Genomic DNA, 15,100 nt, shown 5'->3' on the forward strand with positions numbered 1-15,100 from the left:
GACTGGCAATGCCGCTGCGCAATCGAGTGGACCCGTGGGGCCGGATCGTCGCCGATCCGGCCCGCGGCGCTCTCCTGGGCAATCGCGGGATTCTCCACGACGAGAGTGGGACGGTCGTGCGCGAACACGCGAACGCGATGTGGATCGCGTGCCGGCTCGACTTCAACGGCCGCTACCGGTCGCCCAGGCAGCCGGACCCGCGACGCTACACGCAGCTGTTCCTGTTTGATGAAGCCACCGCCTTCGCCGCGGGCCACCGGCCGTGCGGCGAGTGCCGGCGTGCCGACTACCGCGAGTTCAAGCGGCTGTGGGCCGTCGCGAACCCGGACGTCGAGAACACGCCGAAGGCGATGGATCGCGCCCTGCGCGCGGAGCGTCGGGCCGGAAACCCACCCGTGACTGTGACTCCGCCCGAAGGAGCCGTGGTCACCGACGGCACGGACGCCTATCTCCGCTGGAACGACGCCTGGCTGCGGTGGAGCTTCGAGGGCTACACCCCGGCCGCACCGGCGGGGGAGCTGCGGTTGCTCACCCCGCCGTCAATCGTTCGCATGCTGGAGATCGGCCTCCTGGTCGCTGCGCACCCGTCGGCCGGCTGATCGCGGGTCGTGACCCCGCGGCAAGCGCCAGTCGCGCGTGGGCGCGGACATCGGCGTCGGAGTCCTCCAGCGCAGCGGTGAGCGCATCGGCGACCGCGGGAACCTCCGGCCACGTCCGCAGTGCCACGACCGCCGCCTTCCGCACGTCGAGATGCGGGTCGCCGAGGGCGGATCCGAGGGCCGCGACGGCGCCGTCGGGCCCGAGGGCCACCGCACCTCGCGCCGCGCCCTGCCGAACCTGCCACGCGCGATCGGCGAGGCCGGCGCCGAGTAGGTCGAGGTCGGTGGCGTCGCCGAGCGCGCCCAGGGCCTCGAGCGCCGCGGCCCGCACGAGCGGGTCGTGGTCGGCGGCGAGCGCACGCACGGCGTCGACGCCGCCGCGCCCGACGGTGGCCAGGCCGGCCGCCGCGGCGATCCGCACCTCCCGGTTGCCATCGGCGGTCGCGGGAACGAGCGCGGCCCAGTCGTCGTGCGAGACCAGCCCGCTCACGCCCACGACCCGCACCCGGTGATCGGCATCGCCCACCAGAGCCGCGAACTGCTCCGGCGATCCGGCCTTGAGCGAACGCAGCAGATTGCCGACGGCTGCGCGCACCACGGGATCGGGGGAGCCCAGGAAGGCCGCGAGCCCGTCGGCGGACGGCAGCACCTCGACCAGCTCGATCAGCCCGGCGGCGGCCGCGCGCCGGACCGGGGCGTCCGCGTCGCCGAGCGCGGCGACCAGAGGAGTGAGGAACCCGTCGGGCGCGCCCTCCACGAGGAACGTGACGGCGGTGCGCCGGACCGTCGCGTCCGGATCGGACAGGAATCGGGCGAGTTCCTCGACGGCAGGCCCGTCCAGGGCCAGGAGCTCCCGCAACCGCGGCGAGACCGCGGGTACCGCAGTCGCACGTGAGGCCGCCGCGGGGATCGCGCCGATCGGTGCCACCGCCAGCGGCCCCAGCACCTCGACGGAATCCGACGAGCTGGGAATGTGGTCGAACTCGTCCACCGCCACCAGGTACGGGGCCACCGGCCGGGTCAGGAACTCCAGCTCGCCGTCGGCACTCAGGCGCAGGTTCAGGTGCCGGCCCCATCGCTCGTCGTCGCGCTCGGGCAGGTCCGGGCGATCGTGGTACAGGCCCCATCGGGATTCGGTGCGCGCGAGTGAGGCCTTCGCCGCCATCTCCGCGCAGTCCCGGATGAACGAGACCTCCACGCAGCGCATCAGCTCGTGCGGCGTCCGCGCGCCCAATCCGTCGACCTCCCCGCGCATCCGCTCGAAGGTCTCGATGGCGATGGTCAGCTTCGGCGCGGTCTTCGGCGGCGCGATGTAGTCGTTCACGAAGCGGCGCAGCTTGTACTCGACCTGGGGTTGCGGCGGACCGTCGGGCCTGCGGGCCGGGCCGTAGATCAGCTCGTGCGCCGCCGCGATCTGCGACTCCAGCCCGTCGGACGCGACCGGTACCGTCCGCGCGTGCCGCACCGCGTCCGCGCCGGCCAGCTCGCCGAAGACGAACGCGCCGATCATGTAGTTGTGCGGCACGCAGGCCAGGTCGCCGGCCGCGTACAGGCCGGGCACCGTGGTGCGGGCGTTCTCGTCGACCCACACCCCGGACGCGGAATGCCCGCCGCACAGGCCGATCTCGGAGACGTGCATCTCGATGTCGTGCGTGCGGTAGTCGTGGCTGCGGTTCGCGTGGAAGGTGCCGCGCGTCGGGCGTTCCGTGGTGTGCAGGATCGACTCCAGCTCGCCGAGCGTCTCCTCGGGCAGGTGCGAGACCTTGAGGTAGATCGGCCCGCGGGCGGAATCGATCTCGGAGCGCACCTCGGCGATCATCTGCCCCGACCAGTAGTCGGAGTCGACGAACCGCTCGCCGAGCGCGTTCACCTGGTAGCCGCCGAAGGGATTCGCCACGTAGGCGCAGGCGGGGCCGTTGTAGTCCTTGATCAGCGGGTTGATCTGGAAGCACTCGATGCCGCTGAGCTCGGCGCCCGCGTGGTACGCCATCGCGTAGCCGTCGCCGGCGTTCGCCGGGTTCTCGTAGGTGCCGTAGAGGTACCCGGACGCGGGCAGCCCGAGGCGGCCGCACGGCCCGGTCGCCAGGACGACGGCGCCGGCCGAGATCTCGACGAATTCCCCGGTCCGCGTGTTGAAGGCGACAGCGCCGACGGCCCGTCGGTCCTCCCCGGGACCGGTCGTGAGCACGCGCACCGGCATCACCCGGTTCTCGATGCGGATCCGCTCCCGCATCTTCTTCTGCCGCAGGACCCGGTACAGCGCCTTCTTCACGTCCTTGCCCTCGGGCATCGGCAGCACGTACGAGCCGGAGCGGTGCACGCGGCGTACGGCGTACTCGCCGTACTCGTCCTTCTCGAACTTCACGCCGTACCGCTCGAGGCGCTGGATCATCGCGAAGCCCCGCGTCGCCGTCTGGTACACGGTCTGCTGGTTCACGATGCCGTCGTTGGCGCGGGTGATCTCGGCGACGTAGTCCTCGGGCTCGGCCTTGCCGGGGATGACGGCGTTGTTCACGCCGTCCATGCCCATCGCCAGCGCGCCCGAGTGGCGCACGTGCGACTTGTCGAGCAGGAGCACGTCGGCGCCCGCCTCGGCCGCGGTGAGCGCCGCCATCGTGCCGGCGGTGCCGCCGCCGATCACGAGCACGTCGCAGGTCAGGCGGGTGCGGTCGGCGATCTCGGGGATGTCCATGGAACTCCTGATGCTGGTCAGCGGTCGGTGAGGGCGTCGACGACGCCCGCGCGCAGGGCGGAGGCCGACGGTGCGCGGCGCACGTCGAAGGCCGCGCGGACGGGCTCGCCGCGGCGGCCGAGGACGACGATGCGATCGCCGAGGAGGATCGCCTCGTCCACGTCGTGGGTCACGAAGACGACGGTCGCTGGGTGGGCGTCGAGCGTGCGCAGTAGCAGCCGATGCATGTCGCCGCGGGTCTGCGCGTCGAGCGCGCCGAAGGGCTCGTCCATGAGCACCGCGCGGGGCGCGCCGGCCAGGCCGCGGGCGAGCTGGACCCGCTGCCGCATGCCGCCGGACAGCTCGCGGGGCAGGTGATGCGCGTAGGCGCTCAGCCCGACCTCGGCGAGCCACCGCCGGGCCTCGTCGGCGCGACGGTGCCGGGGAACGCCCCGCAGCGCGAGAGCGAGCAGCACGTTCTTCTCGACGGTACGCCACGGCAGCAGCGCGTCCTCCTGGAAGACCATGGCGCGGTCGCGATCCGGGCCGGTCACGGGCGCACCGTCGGCGAGGACGGTGCCGGCGGCGGGGCGCAGCAGTCCGGCGAGAGCGCGCAGCACCGTCGACTTGCCGCAGCCCGACGGGCCCGTGAGGACCAGGCGCTCGCCGGGCTCGACGGTGAGGTCGAGGGCGTGCACGGCGGTCGTGCCGCGGTAGCCGAGGTCGACCGTGTCCAACTTCAGCCGGAGGCCGGTGCGCACTGCGGGCGGGCTGACCGCCGGCGCGCTCATCGGTCGCCCCGCGGCAGCCAGCGGGTGACACGGCGGCCGGCCAGCTCGATGACGGCCGAGGTCAGGAAGCCGAGCACGCCGATCGTCAGCATGCCGACGAAGACCGCGGGGTAGTCGACGAGCGTGTACGACTGCCACGTGCGGTAACCCACGCCGAGGCGCCCCGAGATCATCTCCGCGGAGACGAGGCAGATCCACGCGACGCCGACGCCCACGGAGAGCCCGGAGAAGACGCCGGGCAGCGAGCCGGGGAGCACGACCCGCCACAGCACCGCGAAGTCGCCGCCGCCCTGGGTGCGCACGGAGTCCTCCCACACGGTCGGGAGGGCGCGGACGGCGTGCCGCACACTCACCGCGATGGGGAAGAACGCGGCCGTCGCGGTGATCGCGACCATGCCCGCCTCGGACGACGGGAGCAGCAGGATCATCACCGGGACCAGGGCGATCGCGGGGATGGGCCGGACGAGCTCGATGAGGGTGCCGAAGGTCAGCTCCGCGGCGCGGGAGCGGCCCAGCGCGACGCCCGCGGCGATCCCGAGCGCCGCGGCGAGAGCGAAGCCGGTGCCGATCCGGATCAGCGACTGCGCGAGGTCCAGCCAGTACTCGCCGGTGCGGACCGACTGCGCGAACCGCTCGGCGACGGCGCTCGCCGAGGGCAGCGTGTCGAACCGGATCCAGCTGAGCGCGACGTGCTGCGTGGTGAGCAGCTGCCAGACGCCGATCGCGGCGGCGACCACCGCGATCCGGACCGGCCAGGCAGGGAGAACGGCCCGGCGGGCGGGGGCCGCGGCCTGCCGCCGGAGCGCTGCGGCGGGGAGCGAGTCGAGGGCGGTCACCGTCGGGCCTCCTCGAGGAGGGCGCGGTACTCGACGGGGACGGCGCCCGGGTGGTCGGCGCGGTACCGGTCACGGGCGTCGGGGCCGGCGAAGGGCACGAGCGTCGCGTCGTCGCGCAGCCACAGTGATTGGTCGGCGTACCAGCGGGTCCCGGTGAGCGCGTCCGAGACGTAGGCGGCGCGGACCTTCCGGTCGGTCGTTGCGAGCGTGCGGATCAGCGCGGTCGCGTCGGGGACGGTCTCGGTGGCGTCGGCGCCGTCGAACCAGATCTCCGCGGTGGGCTTCGGCGCGGGAGTGCCTGCATCGTAACGGAATCCGCCGCGCGCCTCCTGTGCTGCGGCGAGGGGCCTCGGGTCGACGAACCGGTCGACGTCGAGCGGCGTGCCGAACTGGCCGATCGACTGCAAGTACCCGATGTCGCCCTTGAGCGCTCCGAGGAGTGGGGCGGTGAGCGTCGGGTTGGGGTCGGTGCCGCCCGGGCCGTTGTACTGGTAGACGACCTCGGAGGGCAGGCCGCTGGCCTGCGCGACGTCCTGCGCGGCCTGCAGGGGGTGCTCCCGCTGGAAGTCGGTGGCGTCGAGCTGCGCCTGGAGGAAGGCGCGCACCACGTCCGGGTGGGACGCCGCGTACTTCCGGTTGGCGACGACGCCGTGCAGCGTGGGCGTGTTCAGCTCGCCGCCGTCGTAGAGGAGGCGGGCCTTGCCCTGGCGAACGAGGAGCCCGGGCCAGGCGACGAACTGCGCCAGCGCCTGGACCTGGCCGGACTCGAGCGCGCTCGCCCCGACCTGCGGCTGCTGGTTCACGACGGTAACGTCGCCGACGGCGATGCCCGCGCGGCTCAGCGCGGCGACGAGGGTGCCGTGCCCGGCGGAGCCGACCGACGCGGAGACCTGCTTACCCCGCAGGTCCGCGAGCGAGCGCAGCGGCGAGCCGGGGGAGACCACCACCGAGTTGAGGGCGCCCCGCGCGCTCGACCCGGTCACCGAGAGCATCGCGGTCTCGGTGTCGGGGCTCGACTGCGCGCGGGATCCGTTGATCAGCAGCGGGTAGTCGCCCATGGAGCCGATCTGGATCTTGCCGGCGAGCATCCCGCTCGTGATCGGGGCGCCGGTGTCGAAGTCCTGCCAATCCACGCGGAACCTCCCGATCCCGGAGAGGCGCTTCTCGAGGAAGCCCTTGGCACGCAGCAGGGTTCCCGCGGTCACGGTGTTGATGGTCTTGGACTGATAGCCCACCACGAGGGTCTGGGTGGACTCGTCGGCCGCGGGCTCGAGGGAGCAGGACGCGAGGGCGGCGGAGGTGGCGGCGACGACGGCGATCGCGCGCAGGGTGGATGTCATGGCTGGGTTCTCCGGGCTGGGACGGGCTATCGCAGGAGGTAGGGCATGTTGACGGTGACGGCGCCGGTCGGGCAGCGCGCGGCGCAGGGCCCGCAGTACCAGCACTCGTCGACGTACATGTGGGCGCGGTTGGTGCTCGGGTCGAGGGCGAGCGAGTCGAGGGGGCAGGCCTCGATGCAGATGTTGCAGCCCTCGATGCAGAGGGATGCGTCGATGGTGACGGGGACGTCGACGCGCTGTTCGACCTGTGCCATGGGTATGTTCCTCCGTGTCGGGAGCGGTCAGTCGCGGTGCAGGGTGCCGCGCAGGGTGATCCGGTCGGATCGGATGCGGATGTACTCGAGGTCGACGGGGCGACCGCACTCGAGGTGGGTGAGGCGCTCGTACAGCAGGAGCGGCGAGCCGGTGGCGATCTCCAGGTTCGCGGCGGTGTGCGGATCGGCCGCCGCAGCGGTCAGGCAGTAGTCGCTGGTGCCGAGGCGATGACCCGTGACGGCCTCGATCAGTGGGAAGACGTCCTCGTTTTCGAGGTCCTGCTCCAGGAGCAGGTCGCCGACGTCGGAGACCAGGTACGTGAGGTCCAGGCTGATGGGCTCGTCGTCGAGGTAGCGCAGCCGCTCCAGGTACACGGCCTCCTCGCGGCGCGGGATGCCGAGCTTCTCGGCGACGATCGGGGGCGGCACGAGCCGGGTGGCGGTGCGTACACGATTACGGACCTCGCCGTGGAGCGAGAGGGTCTCGCGGAGCCCGCGAAGGCTGTCGAGCCCGTGGTCGAAGGTGCGGGCGATCACCTCGGTGCCCACGCGCGGGCCGCGGCGGATCCAACCCTCGTCGCGCAGGATCGACAGGGCCTCGCGGACGGTGCCCCGGGAGACGGAGAACTGGACGCCGAGGTCGTCCTCGCCGGGCAGGGACCCGCGATAGGTGCCGTCGTGGATCGCCTGGCGCAGGACGTCGGCGACGATGCGCGCGGAATCGGCGCGGATCGGGCGTTCGGTCGCTGGCATGCGGCAACGATAGGAACAGGTCGGCCGGGTCCGGCCGCGCCCGGAAGGGTGCCTCGGCGAAGGAACCGCGTCGGCGCTGGATTCCGCCGGTCGGAGCGCGCCAGCGGCCCCTCCGAGCTGGGACTTCCCGGTCGCGACCTGCTATTGCGCCACCCGCCGGAGGGCGCCGCGGATTTGAATCTTGGTGATCGACTGGTTTCCCGGACGGTCCTCCACAGGCGCCCGCCGCGGTCACAGGTCCTTGGCGAACCAGTGGTGCGCGTAGGGGTTGTCGTTGTATTGCTCGACCTCGCGGTACCCGAGCTTTCGGTACAGCCCGATGGCCTCGGTGAGGTCGCCGTTGGTGTCCAGTCGCACGGTCCGCACGCCCGCGGCGCGGGCCCGGTCCTCCAGGTCGTCCATGATCCGCCGGCCGAGTCCGAGGCCGCGTACCGACGGTGCCGCCCACACCCGCTTGACCTCGGCGAACCCGCCGTCCTGGAAGGCGAGGGCCCCGCAGCCGACGGTCTTCTCGCGCAGCGTCGCGATCAGGAGCAGCCCCGCGGGCGGCGTGATCGCCGCGTCACGGATCGCGCCGCCGACATCGGGATCGAAGCCGTCCTGCAGGCGCGCGCCGAGCTCGCCGTAGTACGCCCGGGCAGCGAATCGTGCCGCGGGGGAGCCGGCGTCGGCCTCTTCGACGCGCACCAGCGAGGCGACGAGCAGCCGTTCGACCTCCTCCATCGCCGCGACGAGCCGCGCGCGTTGCTCCGTTGAGAGCGGTTCGAGGAGTGCCTGCGCGGCGTCATGGGACCGGGATTCGAGCTCGTCGTACTCCGCCGCGCCGGCGGAGGTGACGCGGGCGGTCCGGACCCGGCCGTCACCGTCGTCTTGCCCGACGGTGACCAGCCCGTCGGCCTCGAGCGCGCGCAGGAGCCGGCTGAGGTATCCCGAGTCGAGGTCGAGGCGGGCGCGCAGGTCGCGGACGTCGACGCCGCCGTCGGTGCGGCCGATCTCCCAGAGCAGCCGCGCCTGCCCCAGCGGCCGGTCCCGCGCGAGGTAGCGGTCCTGCAGCACACCGAGCCGTTGCGTGACCGCGCGGTTGAATCGCCGGACGCCGTCCACTTGTTCGTCCATATATCTGACTGTAGTCAGATAAGCAGAGTGTCGACAACGGGGTTGCAAACCACGCGCGTTTGCCCGACTGGCCGCGCGGACCCGCGGGACGGCAATAGCCTGAGCCGCATGTTCGTGAATCTGGGCGTACGCGACTTCCTCGACCGTGCGGAGATCGTCTATCCCGACCGCATCGGCATGGTCGACGAGCCGAACCAGCCGGCACCGTCGTGGGGCGAGAAGACCTACGCCGAGATGGCGGCCCTCGCGCGAGGGCAGGCCGCGCGGCTCGACGAGCTGGGTGTGCCCGTCGGCGGGCGCGTCGCGATCGTCTCGCAGAACGCGGCGCGGCTGCTGACGTCGTTCTTCGGCGTCTCCGGCTGGGGCCGGATCCTGGTGCCGGTCAACTTCCGGCTCGCGCCCGCCGAGGTCGAGTACATCGTCGAGGACTCCGGCGCCGAGGTGCTCCTGTTGGACCCGGAGGTCGAGCACCTCGCCGAGACGGTGACGGCGAAGCACGTCTTCGTGCTCGGGCGCGACGACGAGGCGATCTTCGGCGGCACGACCGAGCCCGCGCCCTGGCCGGGCGACGAGCTCGCCACCGCCACCATCAACTACACCTCCGGGACCACTGCCCGGCCCAAGGGCGTGCAGCTCACGCATCGCAACCTGTGGCTCAACGCAACGGTATTCGGGCTGCACGTCGCGCTCACCGACAACGACGTCCTCCTGCACACCCTGCCGATGTTCCACGCCAACGGCTGGGGCATGCCCTTCGCCGCGACCGGAGTGGGGATCAAGCACGTGGTCCTCCGCAAGGTCGACGGTGCCGAGATCCTCCGCCGCGTCCGCGACCAGGGCGTCACGGTCATGTGCGCCGCGCCCGCCGTGGTGACCGCGGCGCTCGACGCCGCCGCCGAGTGGGACGGCCCGATCCCGGGTGCTGGCACCGTGCGCGTCATCTGCGCGGGCGCGCCGCCGCCCACGCGCGTGATCCACCGGGTCCGGTTCGAGCTCGGCTGGGAGTTCATCCAGATCTACGGCCTCACGGAGACCTCACCGCTCATCACGGTGAACCGCGAGCGCGCGGAGTGGGCGGGCGACGATCCGATGGAGGTGGCCCGCAGGCTCGGTCGCGCCGGCGCCCCTGCACTGGGTGTCACCCTGAAGATCGAGAGGACGGCGAGATCCTCACCCGCACCAATCACGCGCTCACCGCGTACTGGAACAAGCCCGCCGAGACCGCCGCGGCGCTCGAGGACGACTGGTTCCACACGGGGGACCGGGGCACGTTCGAGGGCGGCTACCTGACGATCGCGGACCGGAAGAAGGACGTGATCATCTCCGGTGGCGAGAACGTCACGTCGATCGAGGTCGAGGACGCGCTCGCGCTGCACCCGGCGGTGCGCGAGGTCGCCGTGATCGGCATTCCGGACGAGAAGTGGGGCGAGCTGGTCACCGCCATCGTCGTCGCGGACGGTGTGACGGCCGAGGAGCTCATCGCGCACACCCGGGAACACCTGGCGGGCTACAAGTGTCCCAAACGCATCGACTTCGTCGACGCGCTGCCGCGGACCGCGACGGGAAAGATCCAGAAGTTCGTCCTCCGCGCTCCGTTCTGGGACGCGTTGGAGCGCAAGGTCAACTGACTACGCGTGCCACGCGGCGTCGCCGATGTTGTCGATCATCCGCTGCAGAGTGCGGATCGTGGTGATGAATTCGTCGTCCGTGACGCCCGCGCGGATCCGCGCGAGCGCGGCGCGGATGTCGGGCCAGGTCTCGTCGCGCCGCCGCTGACCGGCCGGGCTGACGGTGAGCGCACCGTCGACCTCCGTCAGAAGGCCGGTGGCGACGAGTGCGGCGATGTCGGGGCGCAGCGCGTCGTCGGTGTCCACGAAGCCGCGGTGGAACTCGACGACTTCGTCGAGCTCGACCCCGTCGGGCCGGGCGGCGATGTAGTTGAGCGCCCACCACTGCGGTTGGGTCAGGCCGTGCTGCTCGAGCGTGGCGCGGATGAACGTCACGGCCGAGCGGCCGGTCATGCTGGCCCAGTAGCCGATGGGTTGGGTGAGGATGCGGTCGTCCGAGTAGGTCTCCATGCCGACGACGCTATTTCCTCAACAAAGCTTTAGGTCAAGGCTCTATCCGGGAGTTCGCGCACCGTCGGGCCGGCGTGGTGGAATGATGGGCCCAGAGATAGAACACGTTCTACATAGGAGGATGCCCGTGTTCGAGTGGTCCGACGAAGACCTGATGGTGCGCGACGCCTTGCGGGCGTTCATCGACAAGGAGGTCCGGCCGCACGTCGACGCACTGGAGACCGGCGCCCTGCCGCCATACGACATCATCCGGAAGATGCTGCGGACCTTCGGCATCGACCAGGACAATCGCGAGAACCTCGAGGCCGAGCTGGCCGCCGAGGAGGCGGGAGAGAAGGCTCAGAAGCCCGGAGGCGGAGGATCCTCAACGCTCAGCTCCTCGATGTTCCTCATCCTCAACGTGGAGATGGCGGGCGTGAGCCTCGGCCTGATCGGCTCGATGGGCGTCAGCATGGGGCTGACGGTGTCCACCATCAAGTCGCGCGGCACCCTCGCGCAGAAGAAGCGCTGGCTCCCCGAGCTGGTCACCATGGAGAAGGTCGGCGCGTGGGCGATCACCGAGCCCGACAGTGGCTCCGACGCGCTCGGCGGCATGAAGACGACGGTCCGCCGCGACGGCTCCGGCGGCTACATCCTCAAGGGGCAGAAGACCTTCATCACCAACGGCCCGCACGCCGACACGATCGTGGTCTTCGCCAAGCTCGACGAGGGCGACGGGACGCCGCTGCGCGACCGGAAGGTGCTCACGTTCGTGCTGGACACGGGCATGGAGGGTCTCACGCAGGGCAAGGCCTTCAAGAAGATGGGCATGATGAGCTCGCCCACCGGCGAGCTGTTCTTCGACGACGTTCGCCTCGGCCCCGACCGGCTGCTCGGCGAGACCGAGGAGACGCCCGGCGGCGGCGGGGCCTCGGCGAAGGCCGGCTTCACCGCCGAGCGGATCGGCATCGCGGCGCTGAGCCTGGGCATCATCAACGAGGCGCAGCGGCTGTCGATCGACTACGCGCGCTCGCGGACGCTCTGGGGTCAGGAGATCGGCAAGTTCCAGCTCATCCAGCTCAAGCTGGCGGAGATGGAGATCGCGCGGATCAACGTGCAGAACATGCTGTTCACCGCGATCGAGGCGTCGCGGGCCGGCAAGCCGCCGACGCTGGCGCAGGCCTCGGCCATGAAGCTCTACAGCTCGCGGGCCGCCACCGAGGTGGCGATGGAGGCCGTGCAGCTGTTCGGCGGCAACGGGTACATGGCCGAGTACCGCGTCGAGCAGCTCGCGCGCGACGCCAAGTCGCTCATGATCTACGCGGGGAGCAACGAGATCCAGGTGACCCACGTGGCTAAGGGTCTGCTGCGCGGCGAGTAACCCCGGAAAGCGACCGGCCGGCCCTCGGGGTGAGGGCCGGCCGGTGCTGTGATGCCTGTCGGAGGCAGATCAGGGGATGGTGATGACCTGGCCGACGTTGATCAGATCCGGGTTCGCGATGCCGTTGATCTGCGCGATCTCGGTGTAGCGGTTGCCGTCACCCAGGTACTGCTCGGCGATGGCCCACAGGGTGTCGCCGGAGGCGACGGTGTGGGTGCGCGGCGCCGGAGCGGCCGGCGCGGGAGCGGCGGGCGCCTCAGCCGCGACGGGCTCGGGCTCGGGGGCGGCCTCACGAGCCGGGGCGGGCTGGTCGGTGGCCGTGTTGGAGGCCCACTTGTCCTCGTCACCGGCGTAGACGACGAGGTTGCGGTCGTCCTGCAGGACGATCCGGTCGGCGCCGGAGCCGTCGGTCTGGGTGGACCAGATGCCCTCGCCCGCGCCGTTGTAGAGCACGAAGTTGCCGTCGGTCTGGAAGGTGGCCCGCTCGACGCCCTTGCCGTCGGTCGCGCTGGCCCACACCACGGTGCCGGTGCCCTCGGTGAGCACGAGGTTGCCGTCGCTCTGCAGGGTCAGCGTGTAGCCGCCGTTGAGGGAGTCCAGGGTCTCCCCGAGGCCGAGCTGGTTACCTGCGCGAAGCACGTCGGTCATGTGTATCCCCTTTATCGAAGTCCTCGATGTACATGCGGCACGCGAGTGCGCGCCCGAGTCGACAATAGCGACCCTGTGCGACATTTTGGCGAATGGGAATCATGGAGTCGGCAAAATCGTTAGACGAGGTATGGCGACAGTTGATTTGACCGCAGACAAGTTCGATCAGACCGTGACCGGCAACGATATCGTGCTGGTCGACTTCTGGGCGTCGTGGTGCGGCCCCTGCCGCGCGTTCGCGCCCACGTTTGAGAAGGCATCCGAGACCCATCCTGACGTGGTTTTCGCCAAGGTGGACACCGAGGCCGAGCAGAGCCTCGCGGCCGCGGCGAACATCCGCTCGATCCCCACGCTGATGGTCTTCAAGAAGGGCAACCTCGTCTACAACGAGGCCGGCGCCCTCCCGCCCACCGCCCTGGAGGACCTGATCGGCCAGGCCCGCGCACTCGACATCGAGCAGGCGGAGTTCAACGCCGCCGGCGAGAAGCCCGCGGAGTAACTGCCCGCGCGAGGCGCCGGCGCAGCCCCCACGGCGCCGCAGCGAACGCCGCAGCCATCGCTGCGGCGTTCGCCGTTGCCGCGGAGCGGGATGCCAGGAACGCCCGCACGTGCCGGTCCGGAAGCCCGAAGAAGACCTCGAAGAACTCTCGCTGCTCCTCCGCGGTCATTCCCAGCAGTGCGTGCAGCCCAGCCGTCCGGAGACGGTGCGCGGCCAGCGCGTTCCGGCTGACCGGATTCCGACCGTCCCGGAGCGCCGCGACCGTGACATCGGCGAAGCCCAGCGAGCCCGCCACCGAGTAGCCCGTCGCCGGGTGCAGCGTGGTGCCGCGCACCCCGACGCCGCACCAGCCCCGTCCGCGCCGCGGCCCGGTCGCGAGCAGCGGGAAGTCGACCCGCTCGGACAGCGCGCCCGCCGCGACGCCGCGCGCCGCGAGCCGGGCCCGCAGCCGCGCCTCCAGCTCGTCGACGGTGAGCGCGGGCGCGCCCGCGAGGCAGGTCTCCTCCAGGAGCACCGCGTCCCGGGATACCCGCACCGCGTAGAGGAAGGACGCCGCGGCGTCCTCGCCCACGCCCGGCGCCGGCCGCCAGTCCATCCATAGCTCCTCGTGCGCGCCCGCGGGCACCAGCACTCCGGCCGCGGTCTGCCGGGGCACGGCGATCGAGTCCGACGGTGCCGGCCCCCGCGCGTCGATGACGAACGCCGTCCCGTGGCCGTCGCGGCCGGCCCGCTCGGCGCGGACCTGCACACCGTCGAGCGACAACGCGTCCTGCAGTGCGTTCACATCGAGCACCGCGTACTCGCGCCGCAGGTCGTGCCTGGTCCGCGCGACGACCTTCGGCGTTGAGACCGCCGCGACCGTCGACTGCGGGAGCCACCCGGGCAGCTCGTCCGACCACGCCCCGAACGTGCGCCGCCAGCGCGCATCCGGCGCCGGATCGAAGGCCCGCACCCGCAGTCCCGCGGTCGCGGCGCGGTGGGCGACCGCGCGTCCCGCCGGGCCGAGGCCCAGCACCACCAGGTCGGGCGCCGTCACAGCGCCGCCCCGAGCAGCGCGAGCTGCGTGCGGTTCGCACAGTCCAGGCGCGACATCAGCGCGGAGACGTAGCCCTTCACCGTGGACTCGGCCAGGAAGAGGCGCGCCGCGATCTCCGCGTTCGACGCCCCCGTCGCCAGCTCGCGCAGGACGTCGCGGTCCCGCTCGCCCAGCGCGTCGACGCGCGGGTCGCGACGCGGCCGGTCGCCGGCGAGCCGGAGGAGGCGGGCCAGTGCGTCGGGAGAGAGCAGCGAGCCGCCGGCCGCCGCGGTGCGCACCGCGGACGCCAGCAACGCCGGTTCGGCGGTCTTCACCACGAAACCCACCGCGCCCGCGGCCAGCCCGTCGACCAGCACGGCGTCGGTGTCGAGGGTGGTGATGAGTACGACGGCCACCGGGGGATCGAGGCCGCGCAGGGCCCGGGTCGCGACGATCCCGTCGACGCCGGGCATCCGCACGTCGAGCAGCGCGACCTGCGGCGCGTGCGCGATGCCGGCTTCGACCGCCGCGGCCCCGTCGGCGGCCGTCGCCACCACGTCAAGGTCCGCCTCCGCCGACAGCACCGACCGCAGGTACTCCCGCACGAGGGGGTCGTCGTCGGCCACCAGCACGCGCACAGTCATCGGGCGGCCGCCGGGAACTCGGCCTGCAGGGTCCAGCCGCCGTCGGGCGCCGGGCCGTGCCGGAGCGTGCCCCCGACCAGCGCGGTGCGGGCGGCCAGGCCGCGCAGGCCCGTGCCGCTGCCGGTCGCGGCGAGCGCCGGATCGGGCGCCGCCGGGAAGTTGTGCACGCGGACGCCCCGGTCGGTGACCTCCACCTCGACCGGCGCCCCCGTGGCATGCTTGCGCGCGTTCGCGAGTCCCTCCTCGAGCACGCGGGCCAGGCAGTCGGCGGTCGCGCGGGGGAGCGGCGCGGCGACGCCGCCTGCCAGCTCGACGTGCTGGCCCGCGTCGCGGGCACGGCCCACCGCCTCGGCGATCGTCTCGTCGATCTGCACGGAGGTCACGAGCCCGCCGATGGCGAGCGGCACCGGCGGCGCCTCCGCCGTCCGCAGCCCGAGCACCACGCGCCGCAGGTCCGCGAGCGCGGCCTGCGCGTCGTCCTCGATGCCGGGCTGCT

General features: G+C 72.1%; 15 protein-coding genes and 1 pseudogene. 4 read left to right on the forward strand and 12 right to left on the reverse strand.

The window, feature by feature from the left end:
* Nucleotides 1–8 precede the first annotated feature (8 nt).
* Nucleotides 9–599, forward strand: coding sequence for a hypothetical protein (locus tag FK529_RS16490; protein WP_146563209.1), 591 nt, complete (start codon nucleotides 9–11; stop codon nucleotides 597–599).
* Here FK529_RS16490 and FK529_RS16495 read toward each other — a convergent pair.
* From FK529_RS16495 to FK529_RS16525, 7 genes are all read right to left on the reverse strand, one after another.
* On the reverse strand, nucleotides 529–3,291 hold the full coding sequence (locus tag FK529_RS16495; protein ID WP_146563211.1) for a fumarate reductase/succinate dehydrogenase flavoprotein subunit: 2,763 nt from the start codon (nucleotides 3,289–3,291) through the stop codon (nucleotides 529–531). The genes FK529_RS16490 and FK529_RS16495 overlap by 71 nt on opposite strands.
* A gap of 17 nt (nucleotides 3,292–3,308) precedes the next feature.
* Entirely contained in the window at nucleotides 3,309–4,031 is a 723-nt protein-coding gene (locus FK529_RS16500; RefSeq protein ID WP_438947207.1) for an ABC transporter ATP-binding protein, read from the reverse strand.
* Nucleotides 4,032–4,057: 26 nt separating this feature from the next.
* Nucleotides 4,058–4,897, reverse strand: a complete 840-nt coding sequence (locus FK529_RS16505; RefSeq protein WP_146563215.1) for an ABC transporter permease — start codon at nucleotides 4,895–4,897, stop codon at nucleotides 4,058–4,060.
* Nucleotides 4,894–6,237: an ABC transporter substrate-binding protein gene (locus FK529_RS16510; RefSeq protein WP_146563217.1), complete on the reverse strand. Its 1,344-nt coding sequence runs from the start codon at nucleotides 6,235–6,237 to the stop codon at nucleotides 4,894–4,896. Before FK529_RS16510 ends, FK529_RS16505 begins: the two co-directional genes overlap by 4 nt.
* A 26-nt stretch (nucleotides 6,238–6,263) precedes the next feature.
* Nucleotides 6,264–6,491 (reverse strand): 4Fe-4S dicluster domain-containing protein, encoded by a 228-nt coding sequence (locus FK529_RS16515; protein WP_068520690.1) that lies wholly within the window; start codon nucleotides 6,489–6,491, stop codon nucleotides 6,264–6,266.
* 27 nt (nucleotides 6,492–6,518) lie between these two features.
* Nucleotides 6,519–7,244: a GntR family transcriptional regulator gene (locus tag FK529_RS16520; RefSeq protein WP_146563219.1), complete on the reverse strand. Its 726-nt coding sequence runs from the start codon at nucleotides 7,242–7,244 to the stop codon at nucleotides 6,519–6,521.
* A 231-nt stretch (nucleotides 7,245–7,475) separates the two neighbouring features.
* A complete protein-coding gene (locus tag FK529_RS16525) occupies nucleotides 7,476–8,360 on the reverse strand; it encodes a bifunctional helix-turn-helix transcriptional regulator/GNAT family N-acetyltransferase (RefSeq protein WP_146563221.1) in 885 nt (294 codons plus the stop codon).
* A 108-nt stretch (nucleotides 8,361–8,468) separates the two neighbouring features.
* On the opposite strand from FK529_RS16525, the pseudogene FK529_RS16530 reads away from it, so the two are divergent.
* A pseudogene (locus tag FK529_RS16530) lies at nucleotides 8,469–9,988 on the forward strand (AMP-binding protein).
* On the opposite strand, the gene FK529_RS16535 reads toward FK529_RS16530, so the two are convergent.
* The gene (locus FK529_RS16535) at nucleotides 9,989–10,438 is read right to left on the reverse strand and encodes a MarR family winged helix-turn-helix transcriptional regulator (RefSeq protein ID WP_146563223.1); all 450 of its coding nucleotides are present in this window, start codon (nucleotides 10,436–10,438) and stop codon (nucleotides 9,989–9,991) included.
* A gap of 127 nt (nucleotides 10,439–10,565) precedes the next feature.
* Between FK529_RS16535 and FK529_RS16540 the strand changes: the two genes are divergently transcribed.
* Nucleotides 10,566–11,798, forward strand: coding sequence for an acyl-CoA dehydrogenase family protein (locus FK529_RS16540; RefSeq protein ID WP_146563225.1), 1,233 nt, complete (start codon nucleotides 10,566–10,568; stop codon nucleotides 11,796–11,798).
* 69 nt (nucleotides 11,799–11,867) lie between these two features.
* Here FK529_RS16540 and FK529_RS16545 read toward each other — a convergent pair whose 3' ends face one another.
* Nucleotides 11,868–12,446 (reverse strand): LysM peptidoglycan-binding domain-containing protein, encoded by a 579-nt coding sequence (locus FK529_RS16545; protein WP_146563227.1) that lies wholly within the window; start codon nucleotides 12,444–12,446, stop codon nucleotides 11,868–11,870.
* Between the two features lie 130 nt (nucleotides 12,447–12,576).
* On the opposite strand from FK529_RS16545, the gene trxA reads away from it, so the two are divergent.
* Nucleotides 12,577–12,945 carry a thioredoxin gene (gene trxA / locus FK529_RS16550; protein ID WP_146563229.1) on the forward strand — a complete coding sequence of 123 codons (369 nt, stop codon included), beginning with the start codon at nucleotides 12,577–12,579 and terminating at the stop codon, nucleotides 12,943–12,945.
* Here trxA and FK529_RS16555 read toward each other — a convergent pair.
* The 3 genes from FK529_RS16555 to FK529_RS20085 form a co-directional block, all read right to left on the reverse strand.
* On the reverse strand, nucleotides 12,914–13,981 hold the full coding sequence (locus FK529_RS16555) for a lycopene cyclase family protein (RefSeq protein ID WP_146563231.1): 1,068 nt from the start codon (nucleotides 13,979–13,981) through the stop codon (nucleotides 12,914–12,916). The two genes, trxA and FK529_RS16555, sit on opposite strands and share 32 nt — an antisense overlap.
* A complete protein-coding gene (locus tag FK529_RS16560) occupies nucleotides 13,978–14,604 on the reverse strand; it encodes a response regulator transcription factor (protein WP_146563233.1) in 627 nt (208 codons plus the stop codon). Before FK529_RS16560 ends, FK529_RS16555 begins: the two co-directional genes overlap by 4 nt.
* Nucleotides 14,601–15,100, reverse strand: a 500-nt coding sequence (locus FK529_RS20085; RefSeq protein ID WP_369122204.1) for a sensor histidine kinase, incomplete at its 5' end; no start/stop codon positions are given. The genes FK529_RS16560 and FK529_RS20085, both read right to left, overlap by 4 nt.

This window comes from Tsukamurella asaccharolytica, from assembly GCF_007858435.1.
GTDB classification, from domain to species: Bacteria; Actinomycetota; Actinomycetes; order Mycobacteriales; family Mycobacteriaceae; genus Tsukamurella; species Tsukamurella asaccharolytica.